Genomic DNA, 14,080 nt, shown 5'->3' on the forward strand with positions numbered 1-14,080 from the left:
CCTCCTGAATCGTCGCACCGCCTCAGCGGATCGCGACGCCGTCCTTCCAGACCTTCTTCACCAGCGGGACACCGGGGCGGTAGGCCAGGTGCACCCGGGTCGGCGCGTCGAGCAGCACGAGATCGGCCCGTTTGCCCGGCGCGACCATGCCGATGTCGGTGCGCTGCAGCGCCGCCGCTCCCCCGGCCGTCGCGGCCCATACCGCCTCTGCCGGTGTCATCCCCATGTCGCGCACGGCGACCGCGATGCAGAACGGCATGGAGGATGTGAAGCTCGAGCCGGGGTTCGTGTCGCAGGCGATGGCCACGCTCACGCCGGCGTCGATGAGGCGACGCGCGTCGGGATAGGGCTGACGGGTCGAGAACTCGACCCCTGGCAGCAGGGTCAGCACCGTGTCGGATGCGGCGAGCGCGGCCACGTCGTCATCCGTCAGGTAGGTGCCGTGGTCGACCGAGGCCGCGCCGAGTTCGATCGCCAGCCGCACGCCATCGCCGGGACCGAGCTGGCTGGCGTGCACGCGGGGCTTCAGTCCGCGCGAGATGCCGGCCTCGAGCACACGTCGCGACTGCGGCACGCTGAAGGCACCGGTCTCGCAGAACACGTCGATCCACTTGGCGTGCGGGGCGCAGACATCCAGCATCTCGCCGATCACGAGATCGACGTAGTCGTCGCCGCGGTCGGCGTACTCGGCCGGAACGACGTGCGCTCCGAGGAAGGTCACCTCTTCGGTCACCTCGGCGGCGAGCCGCACCAGGCGCGCTTCGGTCACGACGTCGAGGCCGTAGCCGCTCTTGATCTCGACCGTCGTGGTGCCCTGCGCGAGCATCTCGTCGAGGAAGCCGCGCACGCGGGTGCGCAGCTCGTCGTCGCTCGCGCCGCGGGTGGCGGCGACGGTGGAGCGGATGCCGCCTGCGGCGTACTTCTGCCCTGCCATGCGCGCCTCGAACTCGGCGGCGCGGTCGCCGCCGAACACGATGTGGCTGTGGCTGTCCACGAACCCGGGGATGACGGCGCGGCCGCCGGCATCCACGACCTCGTCGGCATCAGGGGCCTGCGTAGCCGCACCGACCCAGGAGATCAGCCCGTCCTCGATGAGCACGGCCGCGTCGCGGAGCGTGCCGAACCGGTCCGCCGGGGAGCCGACGTTGGTCGTCAGCTCCCCGATGTTCGTGATGAGGGTGCTGCTCACAGCATCGGCACCTTGAGTCCGCGCTCGCGAGCGATGTCGCGAGCGTGCTCGTAACCGGCGTCGACGTGACGCATGACGCCGGTGCCAGGGTCGTTCGTCAGCACGCGCTCGAGCTTCTGCGCCGCGAGTTCCGACCCGTCGGCGACGGTCACCTGACCCGCGTGGATCGAACGGCCGATGCCGACGCCGCCGCCGTGGTGCAGCGACACCCAGCTCGCACCCGACGCGGTGTTCAGCAGGGCGTTGAGCAGCGGCCAGTCGGCGATCGCGTCGGAGCCGTCCTTCATGGCCTCGGTCTCGCGGTAGGGCGATGCGACAGAGCCCGAGTCGAGGTGGTCGCGGCCGATGACGATCGGTGCCGAGAGCTCGCCAGAGGCGACCATCTCGTTGAACCTGAGCCCGGCGAGGTGTCGCTCCTTGTAGCCGAGCCAGCAGATGCGCGCGGGCAGACCCTCGAAGTGCACCTTCTCACCGGCCTTCTCGAGCCAGCGGTGCAGCGCCTCGTCTTCGGGGAAGAGCTCGGCGATCGCGCGATCGGTCTTGTAGATGTCCTCCGGGTCGCCCGAGAGCGCGGCCCAGCGGAAGGGGCCGCGGCCCTCTTCGAACTGCGGACGGATGTACGCGGGGACGAAGCCGGGGAACTCGAAGGCGCGGTCGAAGCCGCCCAGCTGGGCCTCGGCGCGGATCGAGTTGCCATAGTCGAAGACGGCGGCGCCTGCGTCCTGGAACGCGACCATGGCGGCGACGTGCGCGGCCATCGCCTCGCGCGAGCGGCGGGTGAACTCCTCGGGGTCGCGCTCGGCCTCTGCCCGCCACTCTCCGACCGAGATGCCGATGGGCAGGTAGGCGAGCGGGTCATGGGCGCTGGTCTGGTCGGTGACGACGTCGATCTCGATCTCGCCGGCCTGCTGGCGGCGGAACAGCTCGGGGAACACTTCGGCGGCGTTGCCCACGATGCCGACGGAGAGCGCCTCGCCCGCATTCCTGGCTGCGATCGCCCTGGCCACCGCCTCGTCGAGGTCGGTGTAGTAGACGTCGAGGTAGCCGTGGTCGACGCGGCGCGCGAGCCGGGTCTCGTCCACGTCGACGATGAGGCAGGCCCCCTCGTTCAGGGTGACCGCGAGGGGCTGCGCACCGCCCATTCCGCCGGCGCCGCCGGTGAGCGAGAGGGTGCCCTTGAGCGACCCCCTGCCCAGCGAGCGGGCGACGGCCGCGAAGGTCTCGTAGGTGCCCTGAAGGATGCCCTGCGAGCCGATGTAGATCCACGAGCCTGCGGTCATCTGGCCGTACATCATCAGGCCTTCGGCCTCGAGCCTGCGGAACTCGGGCCAGGTCGCCCAGTCGCCGACGAGGTTGGAGTTCGCGATGAGCACGCGCGGCGCCCACTCGTGGGTGCGGAAGACGCCCACGGGCTTCCCGGACTGCACGAGCAGCGTCTCATCGGGCTCGAGCTCGTCGAGCGTGCGCACGATCGCGTCGTACGCCTCCCAGCTGCGCGCCGCGCGGCCGGTTCCCCCGTAGACGACGAGGTCCTCGGGGTGCTCGGCGACCTCGGGGTCGAGGTTGTTCATCAGCATCCGCTTGGCGGCCTCAGCGCCCCAGCTCTTCGCGGTGCGCTCGTTCCCGCGCGCGGCGCGGACGGTTCGGGTGGAGGGGTCAGACATTCACGTGCTCCTTCGCAGTGCGGAGGACGGCGCCGGAGCGGACGAGCTCGGTCACGGCCTCCATGTCGGGTGAGAGGAAGTGGTCGGGGCCGGGGCCTGCAGCCACGGTGCGGACGAGGTCGCGGACGGCGCCGGTGGAGGGTCCCGCCTCGAGGGGCGCCCGCAGGTCGAGTGCGCGGGCACCGGTGAGGATCTCGATGGCGAGCACGCGAGTGAGGCCGTCGATGGCACGGCGCAGCTTGCGCGCGCCCGACCAGCCCATCGAGACATGGTCCTCCTGCATGGCCGACGAGGGGATCGAATCCACCGAGGAGGGCACGGCCAGTCGCTTCAGCTCGGACACGATGCCCGCTGCGGCATACTGCGCGATCATCAGGCCCGAGTCGACGCCCACCTCGTGGGCGAGGAACGGCGGCAGCCCGTGGCTGCGGGCAGGATCCAGGGCGCGGTCCGTGCGCCGCTCGGAGACGGAAGCAAGGTCGGCGACCGAGATCGCGAGGAAGTCGAGCACGGCGGCGACGGGCGCGCCGTGGAAGTTCCCGTTCGACTCGATCCGGCCGTCGCCGGTCACGACCGGATTGTCGACGACGGATGCCAGCTCACGCTCGGCGATGGTCGCCGCGTGCGCCATGGTGTCGCGCGCGGCGCCGTGCACCTGCGGCGAGCAGCGCAGCGAGTACGCGTCCTGCACGCGGCCGTCCTCCGGTCCCTTGTGGCTGTGCACCATGGGCGAATCGCCGAGGAACGCACGCAGGTTCGCCGCTGAGATCCCCTGGCCGACCTGCGGTCGCAGCGCCATCAGGTCGGCGGCGAACACGGCGTCGGTGCCGAGCTGCGACTCGATGGACATAGCGGCCGCGAGGTCGGCGGTCGAGACGAGGCTCTCCAGATCGTGCAGGGCGAGCAGCAGCATCCCGAGCATCCCATCGGTGCCGTTGATGAGGGCCAGGCCCTCCTTCTCGACGAGCACGAGCGGATCGATGCCCGCCGCGGCGAGCGCCTCGGCAGCGACGACGAGCTCGCCGTCGGCGTCTCGGACGTCGCCCTCGCCCATCGACGCCAGAGCGACGTGCGCCAGGGGTGCGAGGTCGCCCGAGCAGCCGAGCGATCCGTACTCGCGGACGACCGGGGTGATACGCGCGTTGAGCATCGCGGCATAGGTGTCCACGACGACGGGGCGCACACCCGTGTGGCCGGAGGCGAGGGTCTGCAGGCGCAGCAGCTGCAGTGCCCGCACCACCTCGGTCTCGACCTCGGCGCCGGTGCCGGCGGCGTGCGAGCGGATCAGGCTGAGCTGCAGCTGACGGCGACGATCCGGAGCGATGAAGGTGGTGGCCAGGGCGCCGAATCCGGTCGAGACGCCGTAGTGCGGGTTCGGATCGGCAGCCATGCCGTCGATGACCGCGCGGGCCGCCAAGACGCGATCGCGAGCCGCTGCGGCGATCTCGACGGGGGCGAAGTGGCGCGCGACGGCGACGACGTCTGCGGGCGAGAGCGGGCTGTCGCCGACGATCACGGGGGAAGTTTCAGGCATGACTCGATTCCACACCTTCCGCTGTCATCGCGGGAGCCCGAGTGACAGACTGTGTCTGTGATCCCAGACATTCCGGACGCCCGCGTCGGCCGCCCCCAGGTGCCGGCGGCCGACCAGACGCTGCGCATCCTGCGCCACCTCGCCCGGCGCCCTGCGCCGATCGCCGCGACCGCGCTGGCCCGCGACCTCGGGATCCCCGATCGACGGTGTATCACCTGCTCTCGACACTCGAGGATCACGGCTTCGTGGTGCACCTGCCTCAGGAACGACGCTGGGGCCTCGGCACCAGTGCGTTCGAGCTGGCCGGCGGCTACGCAAGGCAGGAGCCGCTCGCACGGCTCGGTCGACCGATCCTCGCGGCACTCGCCGATCGGATCGGGGAGAGTGCTCACCTCGCGGTGATGAGCGGACGAGACGTGCTGTACATCGTCGAGGAGCGCGCGGCGCGCCGCCCCGCGCTGGTGACGGATGTCGGGGTCCGTCTGCCTGCCCACCTGACCGCGACGGGGCGGGCGATGCTCGCCGCTCTTCCCCGCGCGCAGGTGCGAGCGCTCTACCCAGACGCCGCCGCGTTCACCGACCGCACGGGCCGGGGACCTGCGCGCCCGTCCGAGCTGCGCGATGTGCTGCGAGATGTGCGCCAGGCCGGCGTCGCGGGCGAGGACGGCGAGGTGACGCCGGGATTCCGATCGGTCGCCGCGGCCGTGCACGATCATGCCGGGTGGCCGGTGGCGGCCGTGGCGGTGACCTGGGAGGGCGAGCGGGAGACGCAGCCTGATGCAGTCGTGCGCGAGGCGGCGCATACGCTGCAGAGTCGCCTAGGCTACGACAGGCGCTGACTCCGCCTCACACGTTCATACATCGCATGCGTCCACGGGCACGCCTTAACGCAAAAGAGCCACCCAACGATGGGTGGCTCTTTCACAGAAGAAGTCCGGCGGTGTCCTACTCTCCCACAGGGTCCCCCCTGCAGTACCATCGGCGCTGTGAGGCTTAGCTTCCGGGTTCGGAATGTGACCGGGCGTTTCCCTCACGCTATGGCCGCCGTAACACTATTGACGTTTCGGCAACATCACTCGCGTGGAGTGTGTTGTTTGGTTCCGACCGTACGTCGAGAACCACAAAGTGGACGCGAACCTTCTCGCAGAAGGGTGGTGTTATCAAGTCATCGGCTTATTAGTACCAGTCAGCTGCACACGTTGCCGTGCTTCCACATCTGGCCTATCAACCCAGTCGTCTGGCTGGGAGCCTCTCACCCCGAGGGGTATGGAAGTCTCATCTTGAGGCCGGCTTCCCGCTTAGATGCTTTCAGCGGTTATCCATCCCGAACGTAGCTAACCAGCGGTGCTCCTGGCGGAACAACTGGCACACCAGAGGTTCGTCCAACCCGGTCCTCTCGTACTAGGGTCAGATCCTCTCAAACTTCCTACGCGCGCAGCGGATAGGGACCGAACTGTCTCACGACGTTCTAAACCCAGCTCGCGTACCGCTTTAATGGGCGAACAGCCCAACCCTTGGGACCTACTCCAGCCCCAGGATGCGACGAGCCGACATCGAGGTGCCAAACCATGCCGTCGATATGGACTCTTGGGCAAGATCAGCCTGTTATCCCCGAGGTACCTTTTATCCGTTGAGCGACAGCGCTTCCACAAGCCACTGCCGGATCACTAGTCCCGACTTTCGTCCCTGCTCGACCTGTCAGTCTCACAGTCAAGCTCCCTTGTGCACTTACACTCGCCACCTGATTGCCAACCAGGTTGAGGGAACCTTTGGGCGCCTCCGTTACTTTTTGGGAGGCAACCGCCCCAGTTAAACTACCCACCAGGCACTGTCCCTGAACCGGATCACGGTTCGAAGTTAGATATCCAATATGACCAGAGTGGTATTTCAACAATGACTCCACCGTAACTGGCGTCACGGTTTCACAGTCTCCCACCTATCCTACACAAGCCACACCGAACACCAATACCAAGCTGTAGTAAAGGTCACGGGGTCTTTCCGTCCTGCTGCGCGTAACGAGCATCTTTACTCGTAGTGCAATTTCGCCGAGTTCGCGGTTGAGACAGTTGGGAAGTCGTTACGCCATTCGTGCAGGTCGGAACTTACCCGACAAGGAATTTCGCTACCTTAGGATGGTTATAGTTACCACCGCCGTTTACTGGGGCTTAAATTCTCAGCTTCGCCTTGCGGCTAACCGGTCCTCTTAACCTTCCAGCACCGGGCAGGCGTCAGTCCGTATACATCGACTTGCGTCTTCGCACGGACCTGTGTTTTTAGTAAACAGTCGCTACCCACTAGTCTCTGCGGCCACCACGCCCTTTCGGAGTAAATCCTAATAAGCGGGTGGCCCCCCTTCTCCCGAAGTTACGGGGGCATTTTGCCGAGTTCCTTAACCACGATTCTCTCGATCTCCTTGGTATTCTCTACCTGACCACCTGAGTCGGTTTGGGGTACGGGCGGCTTGAACCTCGCGTCGATGCTTTTCTCGGCAGCATAGGATCACCCACTTTTTATCCGCATCGTGTCTCAGCCTGTATGAGTCACGGATTTGCCTATGACTCGGCCTACGCACTTGCACCAGGACAACCATCGCCTGGCTTGGGCTACCTTCCTGCGTCACACCTGTTAATACGCTAGCCGCACCAGCATAGGGTCGTGTGCTCCACCAGCCGGTGAACCCCGAAGGGTTCGATGACTGGCTTTGGACACTTAGCATTACTGGATTGACTGGGGCGGTTCTTCGCCGGTACGGGAATATCAACCCGTTGTCCATCGACTACGCCTGTCGGCCTCGCCTTAGGTCCCGACTTACCCAGGGAAGATTAGCTTGACCCTGGAACCCTTGGTCTTCCGGAGGACGTGTTTCTCACACGTCTTTCGCTACTCATGCCTGCATTCTCACTCGTGTGGCGTCCACGGCTGGTTTCCACCGCCGCTTCACTCGCCACACGACGCTCTCCTACCCATCAACACGGCTGGACCACGAAGGCCTACCAAAAATGTCAATGCCACAACTTCGGTGGCGTGCTTGAGCCCCGTTACATTGTCGGCGCGGAATCACTTGACCAGTGAGCTATTACGCACTCTTTCAAGGGTGGCTGCTTCTAAGCCAACCTCCTGGTTGTCTAAGCAACTCCACATCCTTTTCCACTTAGCACGCGCTTTGGGACCTTAGATGGTGGTCTGGGTTGTTTCCCTCTCGACTATGAAGCTTATCCCCCACAGTCTCACTGCTGCGCTCTCACTTACCGGCATTCGGAGTTTGGCTGACGTCAGTAACCTGGTGAGGCCCATCGGCCATCCAGTAGCTCTACCTCCGGCAAGAAACACGCAACGCTGCACCTAAATGCATTTCGGAGAGAACCAGCTATCACGAAGTTTGATTGGCCTTTCACCCCTATCCACAGCTCATCCCCTCAGTTTTCAACCTAAGTGGGTTCGGCCCTCCACGACGTCTTACCGTCGCTTCAGCCTGGCCATGGATAGATCACTTCGCTTCGGGTCTAGGACATGCGACTGAATCGCCCTATTCAGACTCGCTTTCGCTACGGCTACCCCACACGGGTTAACCTCGCCACATATCGCTAACTCGCAGGCTCATTCTTCAAAAGGCACGCTGTCACCCCTACTAAGGAGGCTCCAACGGTTTGTAAGCAAACGGTTTCAGGTACTATTTCACTCCCCTCCCGGGGTACTTTTCACCTTTCCCTCACGGTACTTGTCCGCTATCGGTCATCTGGGAGTATTTAGGCTTATCAGGTGGTCCTGACAGATTCACACGGGATTTCTCGGGCCCCGTGCTACTTGGGATACTCTTCACGCTGCGCACAACATTTCGACTACGGGGCTGGCACCCACTATGGCCCGCCTTTCAAGACGGTTCGTCTATATCGTCACATCACGTCGAACACTCGGCAGAATGTTCAGAAAAGTCCCGCAACCCCGGGCATGCAACGCCTGCCGGCTATCACACACACCCGGTTTAGCCTCATCCGCTTTCGCTCGCCACTACTCACGGAATCACTGTTGTTTTCTCTTCCTGTGGGTACTGAGATGTTTCACTTCCCCACGTTCCCTCTACCCGCCCTATATATTCAGGCGGGAGTCACCAGGTCGCACAAACGCCTGGCGGGGTTTCCCCATTCGGACATCCTCGGATCAAAACTCGCTTATCAGTTCCCCGAGGCTTATCGCAGATTGCTACGTCCTTCTTCGGCTCCAGATGCCAAGGCATCCACCGTTTGCTCTTAAAGACTTGAAATCACATGAGATGGACCAGATCCAGGAAAAGATCTGATCCGGTTTTCTTTAAGATGCTCGCGTCCACTGTGTAGTTCTCAAAGTACGGGCGGTCCCCCACCCCCACCACCCGAAGGCAACAGAAGTAAGGGCCGAGAGGTTCAGAACGACCAGAACGAATCCAGCCGGCCCGGTCCCTCAGGACCCAACAGCGTGCAGCCGCCTGCTTGCATCCCCCACCGTTCCAGATCCGAAGACCGTACTAACTGGAGTCAGCTGCGCTGACGGCATGTCAAATGTTCCACCCATGAGCTCCCAGCGAAGAACGTGTGCCTTCGATCTGGGTTCTGGAAGTCCGAAGACTTCAGATGCTCCTTAGAAAGGAGGTGATCCAGCCGCACCTTCCGGTACGGCTACCTTGTTACGACTTAGTCCTAATTACCGATCCCACCTTCGACAGCTCCCTCCCACAAGGGGTTAGGCCACCGGCTTCAGGTGTTACCGACTTTCATGACTTGACGGGCGGTGTGTACAAGACCCGGGAACGTATTCACCGCAGCGTTGCTGATCTGCGATTACTAGCGACTCCGACTTCATGAGGTCGAGTTGCAGACCTCAATCCGAACTGGGACCGGCTTTTTGGGATTCGCTCCACCTTACGGTATCGCAGCCCATTGTACCGGCCATTGTAGCATGCGTGAAGCCCAAGACATAAGGGGCATGATGATTTGACGTCATCCCCACCTTCCTCCGAGTTGACCCCGGCAGTATCCCATGAGTTCCCACCATTACGTGCTGGCAACATAGAACGAGGGTTGCGCTCGTTGCGGGACTTAACCCAACATCTCACGACACGAGCTGACGACAACCATGCACCACCTGTTCACGAGTGTCCAAAGAGTTGACCATTTCTGGCCCGTTCTCGTGTATGTCAAGCCTTGGTAAGGTTCTTCGCGTTGCATCGAATTAATCCGCATGCTCCGCCGCTTGTGCGGGTCCCCGTCAATTCCTTTGAGTTTTAGCCTTGCGGCCGTACTCCCCAGGCGGGGAACTTAATGCGTTAGCTGCGTCACGGAATCCGTGGAAAGGACCCCACAACTAGTTCCCAACGTTTACGGGGTGGACTACCAGGGTATCTAAGCCTGTTTGCTCCCCACCCTTTCGCTCCTCAGCGTCAGTTACGGCCCAGAGATCTGCCTTCGCCATCGGTGTTCCTCCTGATATCTGCGCATTCCACCGCTACACCAGGAATTCCAATCTCCCCTACCGCACTCTAGTCTGCCCGTACCCACTGCAAGCCCGAGGTTGAGCCTCGGGATTTCACAGCAGACGCGACAGACCGCCTACGAGCTCTTTACGCCCAATAATTCCGGATAACGCTTGCACCCTACGTATTACCGCGGCTGCTGGCACGTAGTTAGCCGGTGCTTTTTCTGCAGGTACCGTCACTTTCGCTTCTTCCCTGCTAAAAGAGGTTTACAACCCGAAGGCCGTCATCCCTCACGCGGCGTTGCTGCATCAGGCTTCCGCCCATTGTGCAATATTCCCCACTGCTGCCTCCCGTAGGAGTCTGGGCCGTGTCTCAGTCCCAGTGTGGCCGGTCACCCTCTCAGGCCGGCTACCCGTCGACGCCTTGGTGAGCCATTACCTCACCAACAAGCTGATAGGCCGCGAGCCCATCCCCAACCGAAAAATCTTTCCACCCGCACACCATGCGGTGACGGGACATATCCAGTATTAGACGCCGTTTCCAGCGCTTATCCCAGAGTCAGGGGCAGGTTGCTCACGTGTTACTCACCCGTTCGCCACTAATCCACCCAGCAAGCTGGGCTTCATCGTTCGACTTGCATGTGTTAAGCACGCCGCCAGCGTTCATCCTGAGCCAGGATCAAACTCTCCGTAAAAAACAGATGCATACCCACCACCGGGAAAACGGCAATGAGCAGCGAGTTCAATCATGACCAAAAGAGACGAACATCATTGCTGACATTCATATACATTGATCCAAAGGAATTCTCAACCAACCCCCACAAGGGTTGGACGAGGATAATTTGGCATTTGACAAGTGCACGCTGTTGAGTTCTCAAGGATCGGACGCACCCACACACCCACCCCATCAGGGCAAGAAGCGCAGGGCAACTTCACAATCTTATCCATCCCAGCCCGACTGTCAAACCGACACGCCGAGAGAACCAGGACCAGATCCGCGCCCCGTCTCCGAGGCAACTTCTCCAGCCTAACCCATCCGACGAACTTGTCAAATCGACAACCCCGACAGGGATGACCACACTCCCCGGGCCAAAGACCCACACCAGAACCGAAGCTCACAATGCTGAAGGTGGATGATTCGCTACTTGGAGGGGAGCCAGGCCCTTCAGGCCTTCCGCTCAACCGCTTGGGGCGAACAAGTAATAACTTACGCCGAACCACACACCCCAGCAAATCCCCACCACACCCCGGGCGTGTCGCACGTGCTCACCGGGTGCGAAGACTCGATCGCTCCCGGCTGACGAGGGGTACACCCGCAGCCGCGATCGCGCAGGTGATGGCGACCGCGATCGTCGGTGCGACCAGCAGCTGGGCCACGTGAGTGAGCAGCACACCGAGTGGCAGTGTCCCCACGCCCAGGCTGAGCAGTCCCATCGCAGTGAGTCGGTCGTCCGGCTCGACGCTCAGGAGCGCGAGCACCGGCTGCTGAACGGTGAAGCCCGCCTGTCCGAGACCGGCGATGACGAGGATGGCGAATGACCCGGGTCCTGCATCCACCAGCACGAAGACCGCGAATGCGACCAGCGCGAGAATCGAGCTGATCAGGTAGATCCGTCGTGGCTCGAGCGACGGCAGGAGCGCAAGCAGTATCGCGCCCAGCAGCCCGCCGAGCCCGACCATCGAGGCCAGCCACCCGCTTACGACGGGATCCATTCCGCGCTCGTGCGCGATGAACGGCACCACGGGCACGGCGGCGAAGAACCCCATGTTCATCAGAACGGTCACGGCCAGCACCTGCTGCAGCGATCTGTTGCCACGCAGGATGCGGAGGTCGTCACCGAGGCGCTGAGGTGGTGCCGCGGGATCGACATCCGCTGCCCGGCGGCGCAGCACGAGCAGCGCGACCGCCGCAGATGCGAGCACCCCGGCCGTCAGGATCAGGCTCGACCCCACACCGGTGAGGGCGATCACAGCGCCGCCTGCGAGCGGCCCGATCAACGCGCCGACCGCCGATGAGATCGCCTCGATCGCCATGTATCGCTGACTGCTGCGACGCCCGATCATCGTCTGGAGCAGTGGCAGCCGCAACGCGATGTTGATGAGATTTCCGCTGCCGAGCACTGTCATGAACATCAGGACCAGCCAGGTGGTCGGGTCGCCGACGGCGGCCACGACTCCCAGCACAGCGATGATGCCGGCCGCTGCCGCGCACCCGCGCAACGCCGACGTCACCGCCGACTGCCCCCGGGTGAAGCCGGGGATGCGCCGGTATCCGTTGCCGAACAGCATGGGAAGGAAGTACAGCGCACCAGCCAGCTCGACCAGGATCAGCGGAGCGCCCTCGGCGCTCAGCGCGAAGGCTCCGACGAACAGCCCGATGCCTCTGACGAAGTTCAGCGCGACGCCCGCGTACAGCATCCATCCGTAGTCCAGGGGCACGGCTGGCGTCCCGCTGCTGCGCATCGATCCCTCTCCCCTCTCTTCGCCGAGCCACGACCGCCCGGGGCGCCGGCAGAACGCCCACGACCCCGGGACGGACAGGCCATCAACCGACGACGAACTCGCTGGAGTTGTCGATCCACCACTGCGCGATCTCGGAGCGCGGCGCGATCCACACGTCGCCGAGACTCTGCGCGTACTCGATGAACATCCGAAGCGCCGAGGCACGCGATGCCTGGCCGATCCAATGCGCGTGAACACCTAGCGTCATCATCTTCGGGTGCGTGTCGCCCTCCCTGCGCAGGTAGTCCAGGCCGTGCTTGAGCGTCTTGACGTAGTCTTCGGGCTCCGAGTACCCCTGCCCGATCACGAAGCGGTGATCGTTGTAGACGCCGCTGTATGGAATCACGAGGTGCTTCCTGTCGGCGACATCGACGAAGTACGGCACATCGTCGTTCACCGCATCCGAGTCGTAGATGAAGCCGCCTTCTTCGACGACCAGCTCACGCGTGTTCGTCGAGGCGGTGCGCGACTGCCAGCCGACCGGACGCGACCCGCAGGTGTCCTCGATGATCTTCACCGCGGCGTGGATGCGCTCGCGCTCCTCCTGGCGAGAGAGCAGGTGGCCGTACTCCCAGCGCCAGCCGTGGCAGCCGGGCTCGTGCCCGGCCTCCTTGATGTAGGCGCCGACCTCGGGGTTGCGGGCGAAGGCGACCGCGCAGCCCGAGATGGTCGCCTTGACGTCGTACTCGTCGAACAGGCGCTGGATGCGCCAGAATCCGGCGCGGCTGCCGTACTCCGAGACGGACTCCGACGGCAGGTCGCGGAAGCGCGACTCGATGCCGTAGGGGAACTCGAAGATGCGGTCGTTCTGCCGGTCGCCAGATGGCCAGGACGCCTCGGCTCCGGTCTCGAAGTTCACGACGATCGTGACGGCGACCTTGGCCCCGTTGGGCCAACGCGCCTGAATGCCGGTGCGTCCGTATCCGTAGAGGTCGCGCCGGGGGCCGGGGCCGGGCTCGTCCTCGAATCCGCTCAGACGGTCGTTGGAGATGGTCATGCTTTTCCTTCCTCGTGCGTGGTGGTGTCGTTCGCGGGCTCGAGGTAGAGCCCGAAGATGCCGGCAGCCCGTCCCGCGACCTCGCGGGCGACGAAGACGGGGACGCCGAGCTCGCGGTGCACGAGACGACCGTCATCGGCGCCGAAGCCGAAGCAGTCCAGCACGACCGCGCCGGCGCCGGCCCCCACCATCCGCGTGGTCTCGGCGATGAGCTGCATGGTGCGCACCTCGCGGGCCGCGTACGGCGGCACCGCGACGACGTCGACCTCGAAGCCGTCCTCGTTCCACTTGCGTCGGGCGAAGGGCACCTGTCCGTTGTTCGGGGTCACGACGGCGAGCGGCACGTCGGTGCCGAGCGTGGCCTGCACCATGTGCGGGATGAGCCGTCCGGCGGCGAGCAGCGGCACCGGGCAGTCGAATCGGCCGAGGTCGCCTGCGCAGAGCACCGCGACCGCCGCTGCGCCTTCGGCGACGAGCGCATCGATCGAGCGCTGCAGGTACGGACGGATCCGGTCGCGGGAGACGTCGATTCCGCCTTCCCGGGCGACCGGGATGTGGATCGGGTACTCGCCGTCCGGTGAGTGCAGCGAGATCGCCTCCTCGTCGCTGACGCCGTCGAGCGCACCGGTCATGCGGTACGGCGTGCGGCCGAGGTGCGGGGCGAACGTCTTCTCGAAATCGGGTCGCGGCGTGCGGCCCAGGGTCGCCAGGCCGATGAAGCCGCCGGCCACCGGTGTGTCTGTCAT

6 protein-coding genes, 3 rRNA genes and 1 pseudogene are annotated in these 14,080 nt (G+C 64.1%); 1 reads left to right on the top strand and 9 read right to left on the bottom strand.

From position 1 onward, the window contains the following. Positions 1 to 22 precede the first annotated feature (22 nt). From hutI to hutH, 3 genes are read right to left on the bottom strand one after another with little or no spacing between them, the layout of a single operon-like run. Positions 23 to 1,189: an imidazolonepropionase gene (gene hutI / locus FVO59_RS01160; RefSeq protein ID WP_182253842.1), complete on the bottom strand. Its 1,167-nt coding sequence runs from the start codon at positions 1,187 to 1,189 to the stop codon at positions 23 to 25. Further along, on the bottom strand, positions 1,186 to 2,853 hold the full coding sequence (hutU, locus tag FVO59_RS01165; RefSeq protein WP_182253844.1) for a urocanate hydratase: 1,668 nt from the start codon (positions 2,851 to 2,853) through the stop codon (positions 1,186 to 1,188). The genes hutI and hutU overlap by 4 nt, the downstream gene beginning before the upstream one ends. After that, positions 2,846 to 4,387, bottom strand: coding sequence for a histidine ammonia-lyase (gene hutH / locus FVO59_RS01170; protein WP_182253846.1), 1,542 nt, complete (start codon positions 4,385 to 4,387; stop codon positions 2,846 to 2,848). Before hutH ends, hutU begins: the two co-directional genes overlap by 8 nt. Before the next feature lie 99 nt (positions 4,388 to 4,486). On the opposite strand from hutH, the pseudogene FVO59_RS01175 reads away from it, so the two are divergent. Continuing rightward, a pseudogene (locus FVO59_RS01175) lies at positions 4,487 to 5,226 on the top strand (IclR family transcriptional regulator). Between the two features lie 93 nt (positions 5,227 to 5,319). Here FVO59_RS01175 and rrf read toward each other — a convergent pair. From rrf to FVO59_RS01205, 6 genes are all read right to left on the bottom strand, one after another. Then, positions 5,320 to 5,436 (bottom strand): 5S ribosomal RNA (gene rrf, locus FVO59_RS01180). A 107-nt stretch (positions 5,437 to 5,543) separates the two neighbouring features. After that, positions 5,544 to 8,648: ribosomal RNA gene (locus FVO59_RS01185) — 23S ribosomal RNA — on the bottom strand. 357 nt (positions 8,649 to 9,005) lie between these two features. Then, positions 9,006 to 10,530 (bottom strand): 16S ribosomal RNA (locus tag FVO59_RS01190). The 16S, 23S and 5S rRNA genes sit together here, the layout of an rRNA operon. A gap of 571 nt (positions 10,531 to 11,101) precedes the next feature. Continuing rightward, entirely contained in the window at positions 11,102 to 12,298 is a 1,197-nt protein-coding gene (locus FVO59_RS01195; protein ID WP_182253848.1) for an MFS transporter, read from the bottom strand. Positions 12,299 to 12,380: 82 nt separating this feature from the next. Next, complete coding sequence (locus FVO59_RS01200) at positions 12,381 to 13,334, bottom strand: polysaccharide deacetylase family protein (RefSeq protein WP_182253850.1); 954 nt, start codon at positions 13,332 to 13,334, stop codon at positions 12,381 to 12,383. Beyond that, positions 13,331 to 14,080 carry an AroM family protein gene (locus tag FVO59_RS01205; RefSeq protein ID WP_182253852.1) on the bottom strand — a complete coding sequence of 250 codons (750 nt, stop codon included), beginning with the start codon at positions 14,078 to 14,080 and terminating at the stop codon, positions 13,331 to 13,333. Before FVO59_RS01205 ends, FVO59_RS01200 begins: the two co-directional genes overlap by 4 nt.

This window comes from Microbacterium esteraromaticum, assembly GCF_014084045.1.
Taxonomy (GTDB): domain Bacteria; phylum Actinomycetota; class Actinomycetes; order Actinomycetales; family Microbacteriaceae; genus Microbacterium; species Microbacterium esteraromaticum_D.